The sequence below is a fragment of the Candidatus Chloroploca mongolica genome, assembly GCF_004762035.2.
Classification (GTDB): domain Bacteria; phylum Chloroflexota; class Chloroflexia; order Chloroflexales; family Chloroflexaceae; genus Chloroploca; species Chloroploca mongolica.
This window is the reverse complement of the sequence record NZ_SIJK02000001.1, coordinates 84,302-98,907: the sequence shown is the minus strand read 5'-3', so window position 1 is coordinate 98,907 and position 14,606 is coordinate 84,302. Positions and strand designations below refer to the sequence as shown.

Below are 14,606 nucleotides of genomic sequence, written 5' to 3'. Positions count from 1 at the left end.
CGAGGCACTGCGCCTCAGGAACCGTATGCCTCCGGGGAACCTTGTCGCTCAGATCCACCGCTCGCCGTCGGCACGTCGGCATTATACAACTGCTCACCCAGTTCGGTCAGCAGGGCCAGTCCCTTGACCTCCTGCGGCAGCAGTGGGATGGGCAATACCGGGGCGGCAAAGCGGCTGGGCAGTTCGGCCAGGTAGCGCGCCTGCATCGCTCGGCGCGCCTGGCCGAAGGGCGTCGTGGCCGCCGCTTCCGTCAGGACGTAGTTGGCGACCACGAGTCCCGGCGCAATGCCCAGCGAGCTCAGTTCCTCGACCGCTCGTGCGGCCTCAAGGATCGGCGTTGCCTCAGGGTAGAGCACAAAGGCGAAGGTACTCTGGCGTGGGTCGCGCATCAGTTCAATCACCCCGCCGAAACGCGCTTTGGCTACCTCGTCGGCCTGGGCCCCGTCCACGCTGGCAAAGACCTTCACATCGATCTGCTGGCTCCAGTCCATCGGCAATTCGAGCATGCGCAGGGTGTGGCCGGTCGGTGCCGTATCGAAGACGATTACCTCCCAGTCGGCCTGGGCGGCATAGTCGATGAACAGATCGAAGGCCGCGATCTCCTCGGTGCAGGGCGAATCGAGCTCCTCCTGCATCATGGCGATGGACGCAGGGCTGCGCCCGCGCGCCCGCGCATCAGCAAGGATGCGGGTCTTGTAGGCTTCACCGGCGGCTTTGGGGTCGATTTTGGTCGCGAAGAGACCCGGCACGCCGGACACCGGGGCGACCGTATCGCCCACGGGCACATCGAGTACATCGCCGAGGTGGGCGGCGGGGTCGGTGGTCAGGAGCAGAGTCTTGAAGCCCTGGTGGGCCAGCCAGACGGCGGTGACGCACGAGGCGACGGTCTTGCCAACGCCGCCCTTGCCCGCGAAGAAGATCGTGCGCCGCCCGCCATCGGGCAGCAGGCGCGGCAGGATGGCCATGAGGTCAGGTTCGAGCGGAGTGATAGCGTCGGGGTTTACCGCCAGATCAACCAGCGCGGTCGCGTCATGGTGGAAGAGCAGCCGACCCACGGCGCGCAAGCGATCCACGCCCGTGATCTCGCCCGCCAGCAGCGGCATCTGGCGAGTGGGCAGCGGTAACTCGCGGGCGATCTGGGCCAGGTAGCCCTGCTGCATGGTGCGGCGGGCGGCGAAGAGCGGGTTGGCGGCCTCCTCGGCGGGGATGACCGCGTTGACGATCAGGTGCTGGCTGCTGATGCCGAGCTTACCCAGCTCATCCATAGCCCGCCGGGTCTCTTTGAGCGACGTCGCCTCGGGCTGGAGGACAAAGGTGAAGGTGGTCGCAGCGGGGTCGCGCATGGCGGCAACGGCACGCTCGTACTTGTGCTTGGCGTCCTGGATGGCCGCAGCGGGGCCAATGCAGGTCTGGCCGCTACCCTGCTCGGCGGCATCAATGCTGCGGCTCCACTCGACCGGCAGTTCGATCAGGCGCAGGGTGTGACCGGTGGGCGCAGTGTCGAAGATGACCACATCAAAGTCACCACCGGCGTCGCTGGGCACGTCGAGGAAGTCGGTGAAGCGGTCGAAAGCAGCCACCTCGGCGGTGCAGGGGCCGCTCATCTGCTCCTCCATCACCGCGACCATGGCGGGCGGAAAGGCGGCGCGGATGGGGGCCAGGGCGCGATCTTTATACTCCTCGGTCGCCCGGTCGGCGTCGATCTCCATGGCGAAGAGGTTTGGTGCGGCGTCGATGGGCGTAATTGCGTGGCCAATCGGCTGCTGAAAGACATCACTCAGGTTCGAGGCCGGGTCAGTGGTGACAATCAAGGTACGCTGGCCGGCGTCGGCGTGATAGACGGCGGTGGTGCAGGCCATGCTGGTCTTGCCCACGCCACCCTTGCCCGAGAAGAAGAGAAACTGGGTCACGCGGACGCTCCTTCCAGGGCCGCCTCGATCTCGGTCGCCGTGGGGTAGGCCCCGCTCTTGATCACGGTACCGCGCACGGTGGTGATCGGCAGCGCCTCCATATTGCGCTCGCGTACCAGGCGCATCACCTCGGGATGACCGATGAAGGCTTGCGGCGCACTGGCCATCTGGTAGCGCTCGACGTGCAGGCCGCGCGCCTTGAGCGCGACCACCAGTTCATTGGTATCGAGCAGGCTTTGATCGATGGCCGGGCCACAGAGGCCGGTCGAGCAGCACATCGGTGGGTCATAGAGCGCCACATCGGCCTGGGCATGGGCGGCTGGGGCGGTGGCGAGCAGTGAGATAGAACTCATGGGTCGGGACTCCTATGCGGTTCAGGCGTAACCGGAGCGGCTACGCCGCAATCATCGCGGGTAAGGGGGCGATATAGTAGAGCCGGGCCTCGGGGAGATCCGCCACGTCGAAGGCCTTGGTGGCCTTGGGCAGCGTAGGCGGCCAGGGTGCCGCCAATCGAGAAGCCCTCGTCATCGGGGTGAGCCAGGATAACCATCAGGGAACGGCGCGTCATTGCGAAACTCCCTCTAGCTGTCACAGCCAACGGTAATCAGATCGTCCGGCACGACCGTCGCCTGTGGACCACAACTGGGCTGGCGGGCTTGGATGCGCCCCGGGTCAAAGAAAGCGGCGAACGCGGTGTTGAGTACCTCCAGATTAGGGCGATTGATCGCGTAGTAGACCCAGCGCGCATCTGCGGCATCGCGCTCCACCTCGACCAACCCGGCTTTGCGCAGCACGCTCAGGTGATGCGAGATCAGATTGGGGGCCAGGGCCAGTTGCTCGCCCAGCTCGCAGTTGCACTGCACGCCAGCCATCAGCAGGTTCAAGATCTGCAAGCGCCGCGGCTCAGCGAGTACCTTGAGCCAGTGGGCGAGTTGTTGGGTCGTGGGTTGTTCTATGACCATCATTGCGACCTCGGGACAATGCTTCAACTACAGTTGAATTATATCTGATGGTCTGAACGAGATCAAGGGTACCAGGGTTACTATCACGCAACTAGACAGCCCAACCGCCGCCGACGACGTCGCCAATCGTCCGGGTCATGGTCACGCACGACGAGCCGGTACCGCAGGGTGAAGACAAGAAGATTGCGGGAGCGGAGGCAGATACGGGGGACGCAGATGACCCGGAGAATGCAGATGCGGCGGAGGGAACGGGTGCCGAGAAGAAGAACGATGCGGAAGCCAGAGCCGACGAACAGCCAGGGGACGCGACGGATGGGCGTGGATCGACGAGTTAGGCTGTCAAACACACAAAGCGCCGATCCAGCCGGATCGGCGTTTCGCATTAGGAAGCCCTAAACAGTGGCGCCCCCGGCGCGACTCGAACGCACGACACGCAGTTTAGGAAACTGCTGCTCTATCCTCTGAGCTACGGGGGCATATGAGGTTGCTCAAGCCGACGTGGCTCGGCAATGGGGGAATGCAGCGTCGCTCGCTGATTGCATTCATGATACGCGCCGGCCCACCATGATGGGCCAGCGCGCATTGAAGCAGAACGAGTTAGCGATGACCAAACAGGCGCCAGCCACTCGGCAAGGCGACTGAGGCCAGCCCGATCTTCAGCGCCGCACCTGGGAGGAAGGGCAGGACAGCCGCAACAAGCAGGGCTGAAATGCTGACACTGCCAGTCAACAATGCCGTAGCGACCACAAGCCATGTGAAGCCCATCACCAGGATAATTGCCTCGCCAGCGAGCATCGCAGGCAGCGCGGTGCGAATCTTGCGATCCCACCCGCGGTTCGCCAGGTAGCCAACGACCGCCGCAGCCACCGGGAAGGCAAAGAGATAGCCTGCCGTCGGGCCAAAGATGACCGGCAGCCCCGGAATGCGGCTCGGGCTCCACGCGCTCGTACCCATCGAGAAGACCGGTAAGCCGAGTAGACCCTGACCCAGGTAGGCGAGCAGGGTCAGCGCCCCCAGGCGCGGGCCGTACAGGGCACCAATCAGATAGACGCCAAGCGTCTGACCAGTGATTGGCACGGGGGTAAAGGGCAGGTGAATGCTGATCCGCGCCAGCATTGCCATCAAGATTGTCCCAGCTACGATCAGCAATCCATCACGCACAATGGGATTGGCTAGAGACCCGCGGGCGGGGACCAGGCGGTCGGCCAGGGTTCCAACAGTCGTCACGCCAGTGGTCATACAGGTCACTCCTTCATAGATCGTACGAATGATGGGCACTATTGTAACACGTTCTCTGCAATGCTCGCAAAAAATTAGCTGCGCTGTTTTTTGCGAGCATTGCGAAGGATGCATGGAGCATAGCCCTGGCATATTTATATCAATCTAAACTGTGTTAATTCTCGCTTAACAGAGCCTTAACGCGCTCTGTCATCGACAGGAAGCCGTGAAGCTCGTATACTATCAATGGAATTTGTTGTAGTAGAGGAGAAGGCTTGTGACGATGCGGGTTGGTATTAATGGCTTTGGGCGGATTGGGCGTCTGGCATTGCGTGCAGCCTGGGGTTGGCCCGAGGTGCAGTTTGTCCATGTCAATGAGGTGGCGGGTGATGCCGCTGCCTGTGCCCATCTCTTGATGTTTGATTCGGTGCATGGTCGCTGGGGCCGCGAAGCTTCGGGTGAGGGCACCCAGTTGCTGATTGATGGGCAGACGCTTGGTTTTAGTCGCATCAAAGATCTCGCCGCAGTACCATGGGCCGACGCCGGGGTTGATCTGGTGATCGAGGCTACGGGCAAGTTCCGCACGCCCGAACAATTGGCCCCCTATTTTGCCGCCGGGGTCAAAAAGGTGATCGTCGCCGCCCCCGTCAAGGGTGAGGCGCTGAATATTGTGATGGGCGTGAATGATCATTGGTACGATCCCACGATCCACCATCTGCTGACGGCGGCATCGTGTACGACCAATTGTCTTGGGCCGGTGGTCAAAGTGATCCACGAGGGCATTGGCATCAAGCACGGGATGATTACGACGGTGCATAGCTCGACCAATACGCAAACGGTGCATGATGCGCCGCACACCGATCTTCGCCGCGCACGGGCTTCGAGTCTTTCGCTTGTGCCAACGACGACTGGGTCGGCCACGGCGATTGGCCTGATCTTCCCCGAGTTGAATGGCAAGCTCAATGGGCAGGCGGTGCGCGTTCCGTTGCTCAATGCCTCGCTGACCGATTGTGTCTTTGAAGTCACGCGCCCGACCAGTGTCGCCGAGGTCAATGCCCTCTTGCAGGCCGCCGCCGCTGGCCCGCTTGCCGGCATTCTTGGCTATGAGACGCGCCCGCTTGTTTCGATGGATTATGTCACCGATCCCCGTTCGGCGATTGTTGATGCGGCTTGCACGATGGTGACGAATGAGACCCAGGTGAAGATCTATGCCTGGTACGATAATGAGTGGGGCTATGCCAATCGTCTGGTTGAGCTGGCTCGTAAGGTGGCAGGGTTGTTATGACCACGACCAGGACGCCGCAAGCACCAGCGCCCCTTGGTGAGACCGAGGCCCTGGCGCAACGCCAAACGAACCTGCGCAATTATGTGCTCGTGACGTTCGCGTACTGGGCCGATACGCTTACCGATGGCGCCATTCGGATGCTCGTGCTCTTCTATTTCTACCAACTCGGCTTTACCCCGCTACAAGTCGCCTCGCTCTTTCTCTTTTATGAGATCTTTGGCATTCTGACCAATCTTTTTGGTGGCTATCTGGGCGCACGCTTCGGGCTCAAGACGACGCTCTTTCTTGGCCTTGGTACCCAGATGATCGCGTTGAGCCTGCTCGCGTTTGCGCCGCCGTCACTCCTGGTGGTGCCGTATGTGATGCTCGCGCAGGCGTTTTCGGGTATCGCCAAAGATTTGACCAAGATGTCGTCCAAGAGTGCAGTCAAGCTGGTCGCAGGCGAGACGCAGGGGCAACTCTATACCTGGGTGAGCGTGCTTACCGGTTCAAAGAATGCGATCAAGGGCGTCGGCTTCTTTCTCGGGGCGTTGCTGCTCACCCTAATCGGGTTTCAGCTCGCCATGCTGGTGCTGGCCGTCCTGGTGCTGACCGCCCTGGTCACTACGGCGCTCTTGATGCGCGGCGATCTCGGTACGGCCAATAAGAAGGCAAAGTTTACCCAGATGTTTTCGCATAACCGGGCCGTCAACATGCTGGCTGCCGCCCGGATCTTCCTTTTTGGGGCGCGGGATGTCTGGTTTGTGGTTGCGCTGCCGATCTTCTTTGTGAGTGTGCTGGGCTGGGATTTCTGGCTCGCCGGGGGCTTTATGGCCGCCTGGACGATTGGCTATGGCGTGGTGCAGGCCGCAACCCCGCGCCTGATCCGCCGACGCGTCGAGGGCAATCACGAGCCTGATGGTCGCACCGCGACCCTGCTCGCCTTTGGGTTGGCGTTGTTTCCGGCAGCAATTGCTCTTGCCCTGATGAATGCTGTTGCGCCAGCCTTCTCAGTCGTGACCGGGTTGATCGTCTTTGGCATTGTCTTCGCCTTCAATTCAGCCGTGCATTCCTACCTTATTCTCGCCTATACTGACAGTGATAAAGTCGCCATGAATGTCGGCTTTTATTATATGGCGAATGCGATGGGCCGCCTCGCCGGAACCGTGCTCTCCGGGTTGCTCTACCAGATCGGGATGAACCTGAGCACCTACGGCGGTTTGATCATCTGTCTCTGGGCCTCGGTGGCCTTTGTGTTGCTGGCTGGCCTGATCTCGCTGCTGCTGCCCCGCCACACCGCCCCGCGCACCCGCCCGATTGCGCTTGGCGATCTTGGTGAATAGCTGTGGTAGGATATGCTTATGCAGAGGCCAGCTTCGCTGGCCTCTGCATAAGCGAGTGCAAGCGGGCCGCTGCGGAAGCTGGGCCGCTGCGGAAGCTGGGCCGCTGCGGAAGCTGGGCCGCTGCGGAAGCTGGGCCGCTGCGGAAGCTGGGTTGCGGCGCAAGCGGGTTGCGGCGCAAGCGGGTTGCGGCGCAAGCGGGTTGCGGCGCAAGCGGGGTTTCTGATGAGGTCGAGGTTTACTGTGATGGAGAGCGAATCCCGTTTGGTTCAAATGGTGGAGAGCCTGCTTTTTGTGGCGGGGGAGCCACTGACGCTGGCTGATCTCACGCGAGCACTTGAGGTGTCGGCTGAGGCGGTTGAACAGGCCTTGCAAGAACTGGCAACGCACTTGCAGACCCGTGGCATCCGCCTCCAGCGCCACGGTGACGAACTGCAACTGGTCAGTGCGCCAGAGGCTGCGCCAGCCATCACACGGCTGCTTGGTCTCCAGGCTAGTGGACGGCTCTCAAACGCTGCGCTCGAAGTGCTGGCCATTATCGCCTATCGCCAGCCGCTCACTCGCGCCCAGGTCGACGCGATCCGCGGGGTGGATAGTAGTGGCACGCTGCGCGCCCTGCTTGCCCGTGACCTGATCAGCGAGGCCGGGCGCCTCGAAACCATCGGTCGGCCGATTCTCTATGCCACCACGCCCGCGTTTCTCCAACAATTTGGCCTGCTCAGCCTCACTGATCTGCCGCCCCTCGATCTCCCCCCGATCGACGCTGCGCAATAACCCACGCTTTGTCCACACTCACCCCCCAGTTATCCACAATTTTGTTGCGAAGCATTGCTTGCCTTGCAACAGGCCTTCCATGCCGCTGCAATGCTTTCTCACCAGACAAAAAGCCATGACACCACGAAAAGTTATCCACATGGATCGTTCATAGTTGTCAACATAGACCCGTGAATCAAGCACTAGGATCGAAAGTTTCAGCCCTAGAGCAACGTGCAAAACTATAAGCAAGAATTATAGAGATCGTACGTTATGTTGCTTGAAATGGATGGGAAGATCGAGTATGATTGCCAGCAGACTAAGAACGCAACGGCGACTACTCCTGCTTCACTCGCAGCTTGTGTGAACAGAAGCGAGCTACATGAGGGCCCACTGGCCCGCTTTTCAGGTTCATTTTGATGTGTAAGGGGCAGCGGCCCCGCTTTATCGTGAAAAGTCTGCGGGAAGGCACTGTGCCTTGCCCCCTGGCTTTGTATTGTCTATGTAGGACAAGGAGGTGCCTGTGAATCTGAACCAGATCTGGCAAGCAGCACTGGGCACCATTCAGATGCAGACATCCCGTCAAGAGTTTGATACGTGGCTCCGTGGTACCACCTTGCTTGCGCTCGATGGTGGTACGGCAACGGTCGGGACGAGCTCGCCCTTCCATAAAGAGGGGATCGAGACGCGTTATATTACGCCCGTCCGCCGTTCGCTCGGCGATGTGGTCGGCTACCCAGTGCAGGTGCGGATCGTGATTGCCAATGGCACCAGCGGGATGTTTCGCCATGAGCTAGCCACGACGACGCCCCTGATCACGGCAGCTGATGATGAGGCGTATGGCAACAACGAGCGGGCCGTGCAACTCGATCTGTCGAGCGCGCTCCGCACCGGGATGCTCAATCCAAAGTATACTTTTTCGCGGTTTATTGTCGGCTCAAGCAACCGGATGGCCCACGCGGCCTGCCTTGCGGTGGCCGATAATCCCGGCCAGGCCTACAATCCTCTCTTCCTCTACGGCGGGGTAGGACTCGGCAAGACGCACTTGTTGCACGCGATTGGTAATTATGTCCTCGATCGCGACCCTGAAATCAATGTGCTCTATGTCTCTTCCGAAAAGTTTACGAATGATCTGATTAATGCAATTCGTCGCCAGCAGACCGAAGAATTTCGCATTCGTTACCGCAATATTGATGTGCTGTTGATTGACGATATTCAGTTTATTGCGGGCAAGGATGCCACCCAGGAGGAGTTTTTTCATACGTTCAATGCATTGCATTCGGCGGCCAAGCATATCGTGATTAGCTCGGATAAGCCACCCAAAGCGATCCTGACCCTTGAAGAGCGCCTGCGCAGCCGCTTTGAATGGGGCCTGATCTGCGATGTGCAGCCGCCCGATCTCGAGACCCGTACAGCCATCCTGCGCGCCAAAGGCGAGCAGATGAATGTCTATATTCCCGACGAAGTCTTTGATTTCCTCGCCTATAAGGTTCAGAGCAATATCCGGGAACTCGAGGGGAGTCTCAATCGTGTCGCGGCCTACGCCGATTTGCACGGCCTGCCCATTAACGTCGAAGTAGCCACGCTCGCCTTGGCTGATCTGCTCGGCACGTCACGCCGCCGTCGCATTACGCCCGACATGATTATTCAGGCGGTCAGTGAGCACTATGGCATTGATGTGCGCATTCTGCAGGGCCGGGGCCGCTCACGCAATATCGTTGGCCCGCGCCAGGTCGCAATGTATCTGCTGCGCGAAGAGACCGAGTGCAGCCTGGTTGATATTGGCAATCTGCTCGGCGGGCGCGACCATACCACGGTTATGCATGGCTATGAGAAGATCGGTGAAGATATCAATACCGATACCCGCCTGCGCAACGAAGTGCTTATGATCCGCGAACGCCTCTATGCGCAGAGTGCGTAGGGGCATGCGACTAGACCTCACAGCTCTGGCAGAGCTGCGAGGTCTAGTCGCAATACCTTGCAAAGAGGGTGGATCGTTTGACGCAAAGGCGCAAAGGCGCGAAGGTTTATGGCGCTCGACGCGATCATGACAACCTGGAGCCAGCCCGAGGTGCTCGTGCTCGCAGGGCTCAGCCTGTTGCTCACGGTGCTCTGGCGCGAACCGATCTTTGGCTTGCTTTTCTATCCGCCCGAACCAGCCTCGTGGCTCTTTCTCTTGCTAGCACCTCCGGCACGAGGCGGGCCACCTCGCTCAGCCAGAGCGGTAGGGCGATTGCATCATACGAAACCGGATAAAAAATACGCTTTCTGTGGCAGCATGGGCATGCAACCAGCGACGCAAACGGCGGCCCCCGGCCCTGTAGGGGCACCCCTTGCGGGTGCCCGTACGCCGGGCCCGGTGTACGGGCACCCGCAAGGGGTGCCCTGGTGGGGTGCATGCACGGAAGATGCAATCGCCCTAGCCAGAGCGGTGCCAGGGTTGCGAGGGCGTGCCCGATCGCCGGTGTACGCAGCCAGGCGGCGATCGGCATTGCTGCCGAGGTCGTGTCGGATGAGCAGCAGGCCCGCCTCGCGGCCCTGTTTGCGGGGCTCGACCCGGTGCGCCTGCTACGTCAGATTGATCGGCTCCAGGTGCGTTGTGGCACCTGGTGGTAAACTCTTTCGTGAGGCAACGAGCCCGCCAAAGTAAGATTCTCTCGTGAGGCAGAACGGGCGGCAAATCTAGTTGACATTCAACAGCCCAACCTTATGTGTGTTGCATAAACTGCCAAAGCGGGCAGTCGCCATCCTTTACCGGCGCAGCACTGGCACATAGACCCGTTCATCGCGACCCGTGACCCGCAACGGATCACGGGGGATGGTCGTCTGGCCATCCATATTCGCCCCCCAGCAACGCACGCCCCCATCCAGCGTTAGCGCACAGGTATGATCACGCCCTGCGCTGACCGAGCCAACCAACCCAAGATCCGTTGGCACCAGGGTCTGGCCGTCCCGGTTGCTCCCCCAGCAGCGGAGCGCCCCGTCGGTCGTGACCGCGCATGTATGTTCCCCGCCCACGCTGACCTGCCTGACCAGACCGAGGGTGCCTGGCACCGTGCCAAAGAGCTCGCCCCAACAGCGGATGGTGTTCGCTGTCGTCACGGCACATGTGTGCCACACTCCCACACTGATCTGGCTAACCTCGCCCAGATCGGGCGGTACGCTCGTCCGACCACCCGTGCTTGCTCCCCAGCACCGTACCGCCCCCGCGCTGGTCCTCGCACAGGTATGGCGCTCCCCCGCACCTACCTGGCGCACCAGGCCCAGATCCCCTGGTACGGTCGCCTGGCCGTACTCGTTGTTCCCCCAGCAACGCAGCGTCCCGTCCGCCGTCGTGACCGCACACGTGTACCGCCATCCCGCACTCACCTGGCTGACCTGGCCCAGATCCTCTGGCACCGTGCATTCACCATCAGCGTTCCGTCCCCAGCAGCGCACCGTGCCCGCCGTCGTCACCGCGCATGTGTGCTCTGCCCCGGCGCTCACCTGTCTGACCGGGCTGAGGTCGTCGGGCACGGTGCTTTGGCCTAAGAAATTGTTTCCCCAGCACCAGAGGGTTCCTGCATTGGTCACCGTGCACGTGTGCTGTGCTCCCCCACTCACCTCGAGCACCAGGCCCAGATCCTCTGGCACGGTCGCCTGTCCATATGCGTTGTTCCCCCAGCAACGCAGCGCCCCGGCCAGCGTCATTGCACATGTAGACAACGAACCAGCGCTGATCGTGCGCACCGCACCGAGGTCATCTGGCACCGTCTCCTGACCACGTCCATCCACGCCCCAGCAGCGCAACTGGTCGCCCGTCGCCACCGCGCATGTATATGATCGCCCAACGCTGACCTGACTGACCAGGCCCAGATCCGCTGGTACCGTCGCCTGACCCGCGGCGTTGTTGCCCCAACAGCGCAGCATGCCATCCCTCCTCAGGGCACAGGTGTGGTCATCGCCCGCCTGCACCTGCGTAACCTGGCCGAGCGATCCTGGCACCGTCGCCTGGTTATCGGTGTTGAGTCCCCAGCAACGCGCCGCCCCGTCCGCCGTCACCGCACAGGTATGAAACCGACCTGCGCTCACCTGCGTGACCACGCCGAGGTCATCCGGCACGGTCGTCTGGCCCGATGCGTTGTTTCCCCAGCAGCGCACCACCCCTGCGGTCGTGACCGCACATGCATGGTACCCGCCGGCGCTGACCTGGCTGACCGCAGCCAGATTCGCCGGCACGGTCGTCTGGCCGAGCTCGTTCTTCCCCCAGCACTGGACAGCCCCACCCATGAGCACCGCACACCCATACTCCCACCCTGCGCTCACCTGCGTGACCAAACCAAGATCGTTGGGGACATCAGACCACGCGCCCCAGCAATACAACTGCCCGGCGCGATTGATCACACACGTTAGGCGACCACCAGCGCTCACCTGGGGCAGGTCGGTGCTGCTAAGAACGCGGATAGTGGACGAGCGCAGATCCATCACTGTTCGTGCAGCCGCCGATCCCAGCGGTTCATGCACTGGCGGCGCCGCCAGCGACGTGAGGCTGGTCAGCAACAGCGGAACCCCGAGCCCGACGATCATGAGCAAGAGCATGAACATGCGACGCATCACGGTTCTCCCTTCGTGCCATCTCCAGCGCCCGTGCCTAGCCACACGATGGCGTCAGCGAAGCCGCGGGCGCGCCACGGGCGCAGGGTGGGCAAAGACGGTCTCCTGCGCATCGCGACGCTTCATCGCCGGCGTACGGAAAGGAACAGGTGGGCACGACCCACCGCGGGAACAACCCAACGCACGGCCAGCGTGGCGATGATGCGGGGAGGCTCCTGGTCTGAGCATACCATAGCCGCGAACCCACGATAGTGAAGGTTGATGACGCCCTGCGTGAAGATCTTTCTTTTATCCCAACCACACCGTTGGCAGCAACACCGCCACTGCGAACAGGAACGTCAACCCCGCAGCAAGCCACCAGACCGGCTGCGGCTGATCGGGCAGGGGAACCGGGTTGGGCAGAGGCGCGTGGACATCCAGCCAGTAGGCTGCCAGGAAAAAGCCCCAGAAGAAACCAACATAGCCAAACCAGTATTGCAACGCCACAATGATCACGCCCTGCCAACCGAGTGGATGCCAGATGGCTAAGACGGTGAACAAGACGTTGAAAACAAGATAGGGAACCAGCAGCAGGGGCAGGGCAACCCGCAGCCGTTCGGCTTTGTCGCTGGCGTCGGTTGCAAAGCGCAGGGCGGCGCGCGCCAGCCAGAAGAAACCCCACAGCAGGCCGCATGCACCGACCAGCAGGATGGGCAAGCGCACCGCCCACGAGCCGCCCAAGCTGTCAACAACTTTCTGCCAGTCACCAACCTGCTCACGCCCCGACTGGTAGAACAGCGGATCAACGAACAGGTAGCCAAACCCCATAAACAGGTTATACCCGGCAACGTACATCCAAAACAGAGCCGCCATCGAACGCTGCTGGCGGGCGCTCTGGTGAAACAGGATCACGCCCAGGAAACCAAGCAGGATATTCAACAACGCGGGAAGCGCCTCGACCAGGAGGGTGCCGGTCTCATTCGGCGTACCGGGCCAGTCCCACAGGACGGCAAACAGGTTGAATGCCTGCCACTCTGCGCCGACCAGCACAGCGGTGACACCGTGGCAGGCTTCGTGGAGGATTTGCGCACCCAGCGCGCCCAGCAACGCGGCGGTCAGGGCATTGAGGATGAGCATTCTACGTTTATGCATAGAGCAATCTTTCTTCACCTCGTCGGTTTCATCGTATGGTATCCGCCCGACAGATGTGTGGATCATCCGGCAGGTAGCGCACCATCAGCCCTTCTCCCACCGGCACGGCGTCGTACAAGCGTTTGTTCTGCTCGGCGCGGAGGATGCGTTGAAAGCCTTTGCCTGGCATTTCAGCATTGAAGGCATAGGCGACGAAGTAGGTCGTGTCGCCATCTGCATCGGTGTCGATCCATTTTTTGAACACGATGCCCTGGGCGACTTGCCCGCCCATGCGCAGGCGACTCATATTGACGATGCCGATGATGGACGACACAATCATCGCCAGGCCAATCAGCGTGAACAGTCCGCCTATGCCACCGAAACCGAGCAACACGGTCAGCGAGGGGGGCTGTAGTTCCGCCTTGACCGCCGAAAGCGACGGGTCAGCAGGCCAGTAGAGGATCTCAAGCGGTTGGCCGACTTCCAGGCGGCTGAACAATGCGCTGCTGACATGATCCAACCCTTGAAAACGGGTCGTAGCGCCCTCAAAGGAAGCCTGGAAGTGGTACGCAACATAGTACCTGATGGAGTCTTCGTCGGAATCAAAGTCCAAGCTCGGTGATGACGGCAACAGCGGGAAGGCCTTCACGCAACAGGCGGTGATAGGCGCTGCTGTCGCGGAGATAGGTTCCCACCCCTACCACCAGGAACAGGGCGCTGAACAGCGTCCAGGCCAGGAAAAAGAAGAGCGTGCAACCCGAAGCCTCCAGCGGCTGACTGGGCTTCGGCGCGTGGAGATCGGCCAGTTCGGGCGGCAGCTTGGCTTGCGTTGGGATTGGGGGCGGCGCGGCGGCGTGGCTGCCCGTGTGTGCGGGTGCCTTGGCCTGCGACATGTGCAGCGCTGCGCCGCAGTCCGGGCAATGAGCATCGTTTTCGCGGATGCCTGCTCCGCACTGCGGGCAGGTTTTCGTGGGTACGTGCATTGCCTGCCCCCGCAAACCTTGTCGAACACGACATCGTCGTTCGGGCCGTTGCACATGAAATCGTTGCGGGTGTCATCGCTGCCCTGTGACGCCCCCCAGTGATTGTACCAGATCCGGGGTGCCGTGCTGCACACGCCGGTTACCGCCTAGGGCTGATGCAAAGTCCGTCTGATCGTCCGCAGATAACGCAGATGACGCAGATGAGGGCTTCCGCATCTGCGTTATCTGCGGACACTATCTAACCCTACCGGGACATTGCAACCGCCATGGGTGGCAATGTAGGGCGATGGCATCTTCTGCGTATGGACCCCGCCAGGGCACCCGCAAGGGGTGCCCGTACACCGGGCCCGGCCCCCGGCTGTAGGGGCACCCGCAAGGGGTGCCCGGTTGGTGGCGAGTGCCCCGCCAGGGCACCCGCAAGGGGTGCCCGTACACCGGGCCCGGCCCCCAGTAGGGGCACCCCTTGCGGGTGC

At 61.5% G+C, this 14,606-nt stretch carries 14 protein-coding genes and 1 tRNA gene; 5 read left to right on the top strand and 10 right to left on the bottom strand.

Going from position 1 to position 14,606, the window contains the following annotated elements; translation table 11 throughout:
- Positions 1-14: 14 nt before the first annotated feature.
- The 6 genes from EYB53_RS26495 to EYB53_RS00455 form a co-directional block, all read right to left on the bottom strand.
- Positions 15-1,910 (bottom strand): TRC40/GET3/ArsA family transport-energizing ATPase, encoded by a 1,896-nt coding sequence (locus EYB53_RS26495; protein ID WP_135475588.1) that lies wholly within the window; start codon positions 1,908-1,910, stop codon positions 15-17.
- On the bottom strand, positions 1,907-2,263 hold the full coding sequence (gene arsD / locus EYB53_RS00475; RefSeq protein WP_135475586.1) for an arsenite efflux transporter metallochaperone ArsD: 357 nt from the start codon (positions 2,261-2,263) through the stop codon (positions 1,907-1,909). Before arsD ends, EYB53_RS26495 begins: the two co-directional genes overlap by 4 nt.
- A gap of 40 nt (positions 2,264-2,303) precedes the next feature.
- Complete coding sequence (locus tag EYB53_RS25965) at positions 2,304-2,438, bottom strand: hypothetical protein (protein WP_256439625.1); 135 nt, start codon at positions 2,436-2,438, stop codon at positions 2,304-2,306.
- A 53-nt stretch (positions 2,439-2,491) separates the two neighbouring features.
- Positions 2,492-2,875, bottom strand: coding sequence for an ArsR/SmtB family transcription factor (locus EYB53_RS00465; protein ID WP_205712545.1), 384 nt, complete (start codon positions 2,873-2,875; stop codon positions 2,492-2,494).
- Positions 2,876-3,272: 397 nt separating this feature from the next.
- Positions 3,273-3,348: transfer RNA gene (locus EYB53_RS00460), tRNA-Arg, on the bottom strand.
- 121 nt (positions 3,349-3,469) lie between these two features.
- Positions 3,470-4,111 (bottom strand): biotin transporter BioY, encoded by a 642-nt coding sequence (locus EYB53_RS00455; RefSeq protein ID WP_135475582.1) that lies wholly within the window; start codon positions 4,109-4,111, stop codon positions 3,470-3,472.
- Positions 4,112-4,373: 262 nt separating this feature from the next.
- On the opposite strand from EYB53_RS00455, the gene EYB53_RS00450 reads away from it, so the two are divergent.
- The 5 genes from EYB53_RS00450 (at position 4,374) to EYB53_RS00430 (ending at position 10,063) form a co-directional block, all read left to right on the top strand.
- On the top strand, positions 4,374-5,375 hold the full coding sequence (locus EYB53_RS00450) for an ArsJ-associated glyceraldehyde-3-phosphate dehydrogenase (protein WP_216863539.1): 1,002 nt from the start codon (positions 4,374-4,376) through the stop codon (positions 5,373-5,375).
- Entirely contained in the window at positions 5,372-6,697 is a 1,326-nt protein-coding gene (arsJ, locus tag EYB53_RS00445) for an organoarsenical effux MFS transporter ArsJ (protein WP_135475578.1), read from the top strand. The genes EYB53_RS00450 and arsJ overlap by 4 nt, the downstream gene beginning before the upstream one ends.
- A 243-nt stretch (positions 6,698-6,940) precedes the next feature.
- On the top strand, positions 6,941-7,468 hold the full coding sequence (gene scpB / locus EYB53_RS00440) for an SMC-Scp complex subunit ScpB (RefSeq protein ID WP_254150814.1): 528 nt from the start codon (positions 6,941-6,943) through the stop codon (positions 7,466-7,468).
- A gap of 502 nt (positions 7,469-7,970) precedes the next feature.
- Complete coding sequence (gene dnaA, locus EYB53_RS00435) at positions 7,971-9,368, top strand: chromosomal replication initiator protein DnaA (RefSeq protein ID WP_135475573.1); 1,398 nt, start codon at positions 7,971-7,973, stop codon at positions 9,366-9,368.
- Between the two features lie 476 nt (positions 9,369-9,844).
- The gene (locus EYB53_RS00430) at positions 9,845-10,063 is read left to right on the top strand and encodes a hypothetical protein (RefSeq protein ID WP_135475571.1); all 219 of its coding nucleotides are present in this window, start codon (positions 9,845-9,847) and stop codon (positions 10,061-10,063) included.
- A 135-nt stretch (positions 10,064-10,198) separates the two neighbouring features.
- Here the strand turns inward: EYB53_RS00430 and EYB53_RS00425 are convergent, their stop codons facing one another.
- The 4 genes from EYB53_RS00425 to EYB53_RS00410 all read right to left on the bottom strand — a co-directional run bounded on the left by EYB53_RS00425 (position 10,199) and on the right by EYB53_RS00410 (position 14,043).
- On the bottom strand, positions 10,199-12,040 hold the full coding sequence (locus tag EYB53_RS00425; RefSeq protein WP_135475569.1) for a hypothetical protein: 1,842 nt from the start codon (positions 12,038-12,040) through the stop codon (positions 10,199-10,201).
- Between the two features lie 288 nt (positions 12,041-12,328).
- Entirely contained in the window at positions 12,329-13,171 is an 843-nt protein-coding gene (locus tag EYB53_RS00420; RefSeq protein WP_135475567.1) for a hypothetical protein, read from the bottom strand.
- A gap of 28 nt (positions 13,172-13,199) precedes the next feature.
- Entirely contained in the window at positions 13,200-13,763 is a 564-nt protein-coding gene (locus tag EYB53_RS00415) for a DUF3592 domain-containing protein (RefSeq protein WP_167857173.1), read from the bottom strand.
- On the bottom strand, positions 13,753-14,043 hold the full coding sequence (locus EYB53_RS00410; RefSeq protein ID WP_254150813.1) for a hypothetical protein: 291 nt from the start codon (positions 14,041-14,043) through the stop codon (positions 13,753-13,755). Before EYB53_RS00410 ends, EYB53_RS00415 begins: the two co-directional genes overlap by 11 nt.
- Between the last annotated feature and the right edge of the window lie 563 nt (positions 14,044-14,606).